General features: G+C 38.0%; 5 protein-coding genes. All 5 read right to left on the bottom strand.

What is annotated here, in order from left to right; genetic code table 11:
- Positions 1 to 687 precede the first annotated feature (687 nt).
- Positions 688 to 1,080, bottom strand: coding sequence for a zinc-ribbon domain-containing protein (locus PLH43_RS12605; RefSeq protein WP_324363657.1), 393 nt, complete (start codon positions 1,078 to 1,080; stop codon positions 688 to 690).
- Positions 1,081 to 1,142: 62 nt separating this feature from the next.
- Positions 1,143 to 3,416 carry a transglutaminase-like domain-containing protein gene (locus PLH43_RS12610; protein ID WP_324363659.1) on the bottom strand — a complete coding sequence of 758 codons (2,274 nt, stop codon included), beginning with the start codon at positions 3,414 to 3,416 and terminating at the stop codon, positions 1,143 to 1,145.
- A gap of 47 nt (positions 3,417 to 3,463) precedes the next feature.
- Positions 3,464 to 4,732 (bottom strand): DUF58 domain-containing protein, encoded by a 1,269-nt coding sequence (locus PLH43_RS12615; RefSeq protein ID WP_324363661.1) that lies wholly within the window; start codon positions 4,730 to 4,732, stop codon positions 3,464 to 3,466.
- Between the two features lie 47 nt (positions 4,733 to 4,779).
- Positions 4,780 to 5,709 carry a MoxR family ATPase gene (locus PLH43_RS12620; protein WP_324363663.1) on the bottom strand — a complete coding sequence of 310 codons (930 nt, stop codon included), beginning with the start codon at positions 5,707 to 5,709 and terminating at the stop codon, positions 4,780 to 4,782.
- Positions 5,710 to 5,843: 134 nt separating this feature from the next.
- Positions 5,844 to 6,461 (bottom strand): DUF6320 domain-containing protein, encoded by a 618-nt coding sequence (locus PLH43_RS12625; RefSeq protein ID WP_324363666.1) that lies wholly within the window; start codon positions 6,459 to 6,461, stop codon positions 5,844 to 5,846.
- Positions 6,462 to 6,494: the final 33 nt, after the last annotated feature.

A 6,494-nucleotide genomic window follows, 5' to 3' on the forward strand; every position in this document is an offset into this window, starting at 1 on the left:
ATAAGTTTATTATATTCATTTATGCGGATAAGTTATTGTATAATTAAGATGCGGGGAGGAAATTTAAAGAACCAGCATTTATACACTCAAACAAAATTTTCATTGACTCACGTTTTCAATTGCTTTTAATAAGTAAGATCTTACTATTATATCATTTTTTCTAAGTTGGTTTTATGTTTCATCTTATTTAAGTCGGTTCATCGAAGGGAGTGAATCGGCAACAATCACTGGGACTTGAAAAGATTGCTTGCCAGCATTGCTTATCAGGCAGTGTCTGAACAAGAAGTCGGATTTTAAGAAGTTAAACAGGTCCACATATTGTAGGGGAGTTTTTATAAGGAAAGGTTATATTTTTAGGGGAGTGTTAAACGATTTTCCTTGTGTACGTACACAAATTTAATTTATTCAAAAAGAGAGAATCCAGAGAAAGAAAACTTTTAAGAAAAAAGAGAAAGAAAATTTAGAGAAAGATATTAAGAAAGAAATAGAAAGAAGAAAGAGAGAAATCATAATTTGATATTACTTTAGTTTGCTAAAATGAGAGAATTGGTTATGTTTTTTTAGGGGGAAAAGTGAGAGTTTAAAAACTGCATTTAATTTTTGTAAACTGTGACGGAAGCTTTCTGAAACAGGAGGAGAAAAATTAAACTGTTGCAAAAATGATTAAATCATTTTTGCAACAGTTTTTTATTCTTCACTTCTTCTTTGCCTCTCCCTTTCAAATTCCTGCACATCTCTTATAAAATTCAGCTGGGTTTCTGTTCTTATTATACCGCCGGCTCCGTTTACAATGCTATTCATACGTGCAGAAGCATCCCACGACTTGTTTGATTGTGAATTTTCAATTATATCCTTGAGCTCTTCAAACTCCTCTTTTTGAAGCATCAGATAATTTTTGCACACCGGACACATGAGAAGATATCTGGTTTTATAAGGTATTACAGGAATAAAAAACAGCATAAACCAACTGGTGATCTTTTGAAGATGCCAGCTTGATTCGTTGTTGCAGTTGTTGCATTGAATTTTTCGGACCGGACCGTAATTTTTTGATGTCCGAAATCCCCAGCCAAAGATAATCATATAAAACCTCCCTTAAGCTACTAAATTTACACTACAATTTATTTTTTGCATTATATGCAATTTTAGACAAACCAGAAATATTTTGCAGGATTGAACCATTTTAAACGTCTTTTTATGCAAACCACAACATCTCCATAAAGAGCAATTCCTCTCTTTACATCATCAACTGTTGGCTCTACTTTGGCATATTTTGATTTATTAAATATCTCAATAAAGTCCAAAACATCTATTCCGCTCTCCATGTAAATTCTCTGTCCATACTGCAAAGGTGTCTCGTGCAAATCTCTATCAAGGTTTACAACGCCCAACAGTTTTATTATCTTTGAAAGAATTCTGTCAACTGCCTTGTTTGCATCAAGTTTTAGCATCTTTTTCTTCCAGAAGTGAATATACACTCTTCTTAAAATCCATATCCAAAACATCAGTGTAAAAAGGAAGAACGGTATTGACAATATCCTGACCCAAACCGGTATAATTTCAATGATATTCACAACTGTTTCTTCAAAAGATACCAGTATGGATTTGACCTTGTCAAAGAATATGCTCAGCGCATCTTGTTCCATAACGCTCACAGTGGGTTCAAAAACCATCCATCCGTATCCGGGTATATAAACTTCCGGGAATGCATGCGCATCTTTATCCCTGACGACAAACCGCCCGGTACTACTGTCAAACTCATCCGCCACATATCCTTCAGAATATCTTGCCGGCAATCCGCATGCTCTTGCCAGCACCACCATGGCAGAAGCATAGTGAATGCAAAAACCTTTTTTGCTGTCAAAAAGAAAATAATCTATTGCCTCAGCTCCACTCGGTATGCGCGGAGGGTCCAAATCATATACATAATCCGAATTGTGAAAATACTGTTCAATAGCCAGTGCTTTATCATAAGTGCTTTCTTTTCCCTCGGTTATCTTTTGGGCCAATTTGAAAACCCTGTCGGATATGTTCTGGGGCAATTGGGTATAATTTTCATAAACACTTTTCAAGTCTTCGGTTGCAGCGTATAAAACATTTAAATTGTCATAGCTAATATCCAAGGGCTCACCATCATTCTTTTTATATGCATTCATATCAAGCAATGACTCAGCCCTCGTCCTGTCAAGAATCTTAATAAGATTGTGCTCAAAAGAATTTGTGGCTATCCTCTGGGTTATATATTCCACATCATAACTTTTCCATGAGCTTTGCGCACCGCTACTGCAGCTTCCCAATTTGTTCATATATATTTTTTCGGAATTTTTGCCTTCAGAATAAACATCAATTGCACCTATTGGCACGGGAATAAATTTTGTCGAATAACTGTTTACATTTAATATCGTTGCCTTTCTTTTTTCCGGGAGATTCGAATCATAATTCCAAATTTCCGAAGTTTCCGGCAGTGCCGAAAGTATAATTCCTTCTTTTTTTGCCTTCTTCACCAAATCTACAAATACATTGTACTTTATCCCGTCATTATAGAAGCTTCGGACAGGCTTGTATTCCTTTAGCTTTTCATTTCCGATCTTCCATACATTATCCTCATATTTGTCCCAGCTCTGAATCCTAAGGTACACAGGCTCCTGTGCCGCAACTTCAAAAAGTACCCTGTCACTTTGCGGAGCAGTCAAGGAGTCCAACTGACTTTGGGTTTTTATACTAAAGGGATTGTAAAGATTGTTGTTTATACCCTGAAACAAGTTCTGCTGTGCCGCCGCCCCTCCTAAAGGCTGAGCAACTTGCTCTATCACTGCATTTACGTAAGCAAGCCTCGGAATTACATTCGGTTTTGGGGCAATCAATGAAACCAAAAACACCAACGCAAGAAAAACCGACATTGTGACGTAATACCACTCATTAATCGGAACATTATACCTCACTGTTTCCGCTCGTTTCTTTCTTGTGCGCTCAAAATACAAAAGAAAAAACAGTAAAATATAAATTATGAAATGTATTGTTATTCCTTTGGCCGTTCTGGCGGTATGTATCAAAAACGGGATAAGCCCTATTATAAAGACAACTGCCACACGGTAGCGTATTATTGTAAAGTAATAAATTGTCGAGGCATAGCCGTAGACAGTAATCAAAAAAAGGAAAACGTCCTTGTCTTCTATACCCATAACAACCTGGCATACAATCAAATACAAAAAAGAAAAGGCAAAAAACAGCAATGTTTTTATATTAGCATATTTTTGTGCAAAGTTGTAGGCTGCAAAAATGACACAGGTAATGGCAATTGCCAAAATCAGAAGTTGTATATAGAAAAAACCAAACAATGTTCTTGATGTCCAGTTTATCAAAGCCACAGCCATTGCCAATGGAAGTATTTGATTTTTTAAACGGTATGCATTCTCCATTATTCTCCCCCTTGATTAACCAACATTTTTGTGCTTTGATATTGTCCCTATACCAACACCTCTGAAATCTCGTCACCAAGTCCTATTGTCCACAAGTTCATTTTAGCAGCTTTTGATTGCTCTCTCGCCCAATCAGCTTGTCTCATAACATCTTCGTTATTTTTAATTGCAACCAAATCTACGGTCATTTTTAGTTCTTGCATTCCCTTTATTATCTCAAGAAGCTGACTGTCAAATGAGGCTGAAAAAACCATGGCATCTCCCCCGGCAAAAACCCTGCCATTGCCATCCTGCATAGTAATAATCGAAGTGGGAAGACGCTCACCAGCAAGTTCCTCTTTTGAATGCAGGAATTTGTATGCGGCAAGTCTATGCTGCATTTCAACAATCTGTTCCCTATCCTTAATCAAATAGCTCATCCACTCTCCAAGCTCCAAAAGCCACACTTCCACATCTCTTCCGGCTCTAACCAACATATCAACAACTGACATAAGGGCGTCCAAAACCTTATCTTCCCTTTCGACAACGCTGTTAGTCCTGAATTTTGCCCCATTTAGGACAACAGGATCAAGCACCAGCTTCTTTCTTGGAATACTCCGACCTTCATCTTTCCTTACCATAAGCACATCCGTTTTGGCAGAAAGTTTCCAGTGAATTTTATGAAGCGGGTCTCCGGGATGATATTCGCGAAATTCATGCCCCGGCTCTCCATTTAAGCAGCTTAAAAAATTGAAATCGCTCAGTGCCGTACCTGTCTCTTCCGTCGCAAGCTGACATGAATCAAGCAAAAAAGTGCTGTTCATCTTAAGCTGGGAAATCTTGTTTAATACAGTTATCTCTTTGGTGCTCTCCATTTTTTTATGCCTTTTTAAAATAGATAAGTTAAAAAAGCCCATGAAATCTCTTATTTTAATATCTCTTACCCCTATTTTGGCTATACCTCTGTACTTTGCCCTGTACTCCAAATTGACTATTTGAGTTTTATACGGGCCCAAAGATATGATAGGACTGGGATTGTCCAGAGGAATAAGGTTTTGCGGAACAATAAACGATATATCGATAATCGGTATGGGTATAAAGGATTTGTTTTGAAGCAATACAGTTATGCCCGCAACCCCCTCCTTTTCCACCTGTGATGCGTGAATCTTTTCATCAATTGAAATTTCCAGATTTCTTAGAGATATAAAACAAAGAATCCAAGACAAAAGAGGTGAAAATATCAGCATATAAAGCATCAGCATGCTGGTATCGTCACCAAATACATATGTATATAAAAACATTGCAATTAACATAAAAAGATATACTATATAGCTCATCCTACACTTCCTTCTATGCCAATTCTAATTTTAAAACCGCAAATAAATCACACAAAAGGAACCCCTGTTTTCTGAATAATATCGCTTATAACATCCGATGCCTGTATGTTCTTTATTTTTGCACCTTGGGACATTATGATTCTATGGGCCAATACCGGAACAGCCATTTTCTGTATATCATCCGGGAGCACATAGTCCCTTCCCTTTATAAACGCCCAAGCCTTTGAAGCCTTGTACAGATTGAGGCTTCCACGGGGACTGCATCCCAATACCACATTGTTGTCTTTCCGGGTATTGTCAACTATATTAATTATGTATTCTTTAAGGCAGTCCTCCACCCTTACTTCCTTTACCTTCTCCTTAAGCTCAATAAGCTCTTCTGTGGTCATAACATGCTCAAGCAGGTTTAGCGGGTTTTCACTTCCGAACCGGTCAATTATCAGTTTCTCTTCGTTTTTTCCGGGATATCCTATGGTAAGCTTTAAAAAGAATCTGTCCATCTGAGCTTCAGGCAAAGGATATGTTCCAAAGCTCTCTATGGGGTTTTGCGTGGCCAGAACCATAAAAGGACTGGGAAGCTTGTATGTCTTTCCGTCCACTGTCACCTGAAACTCCTCCATTATTTCAAGGAGACTGGATTGGGTCTTCGGTGATGTTCTGTTGATTTCATCTGCCAGCAGGAAGTTGCACATTGCCGCGCCTTCCCTGTATTCAAACTGCCGAGTGCCGGGATTGAACATCGAAAATCCCATAATATCCGAAGGCATTACATCGGGAGTAAACTGAACCCTGTTGAATTTTCCGTTTACCGAACGGGCAAGGGTCGCAACCAGCTGGGTTTTTCCAACTCCCGGTACATCCTCTATCAATACATGACCGTCACTTAACAGTGCAACCAGAAGATGCTCAATAACAGACCTCTTGCCGATAATAATCTTCTCAATATTATCTATCAACATATTAATGGCACTGTTCATTTGCATGACACCTCTTTTTTCAGTTTTAACCGCCTATTTAAACAAAAAGAATACAAAAAAAGCAATATAAACCACAATAACAATTATATCAGAAAAAAACTTTCTGTACATCCTTTCGTTCAAACTACTTTATCTCATATATGCATTCTCTTGCGCAATTCTTCCTTTATACTGTCTCCGTAAAAAATCATTATGGCAGCCAAAAATATAATGCTTGCTGCAACCGAAATAAGAGAAGGATAATCCACCTTGACAAGATCAAACAGAATAAACAAAATCGGAACAATACCAAACAGCCCGCCCAGCAAAAAATATGAAATATAGTCCCTGGCACTAAGTCTCATTACCTTTGCCGTTATATACATAACAAGCATAGCTGCAACACATAAAAACGGAATGACATAATCCAATGACCAACCCTTCCAGCCTATCTTCCAGTCCCAAAATATCACAAGTCCCGATACAATTATTACCTGCCACATAATAGTCTTTGTAATATTGTGCCTTTTGCGCAGCACATAAACAAGGCTCAGCCAAGCGCTTACCAAGCCCAGCAGGACAAAACCGGGCCAATTTACACTGGTGGGAAATATCTTATAGACAACGTAACTTGCCACAATTGCAACAACGGAGATAAAAGCCAAAATCCGAACAACCATATGCCTTTCATATGTAAGGGGAATTACAGGATAAATATCTTCTGCCTCTTCCATATTGCCATTGTCGGGAAGAAGGTAAGTTGTAAAATTAATTGCCCAAACATGATAAAAAAGAAGTGACTCAAA

Source organism: Acetivibrio sp., assembly GCF_035371925.1.
GTDB lineage: Bacteria > Bacillota > Clostridia > Acetivibrionales > Acetivibrionaceae > Hungateiclostridium.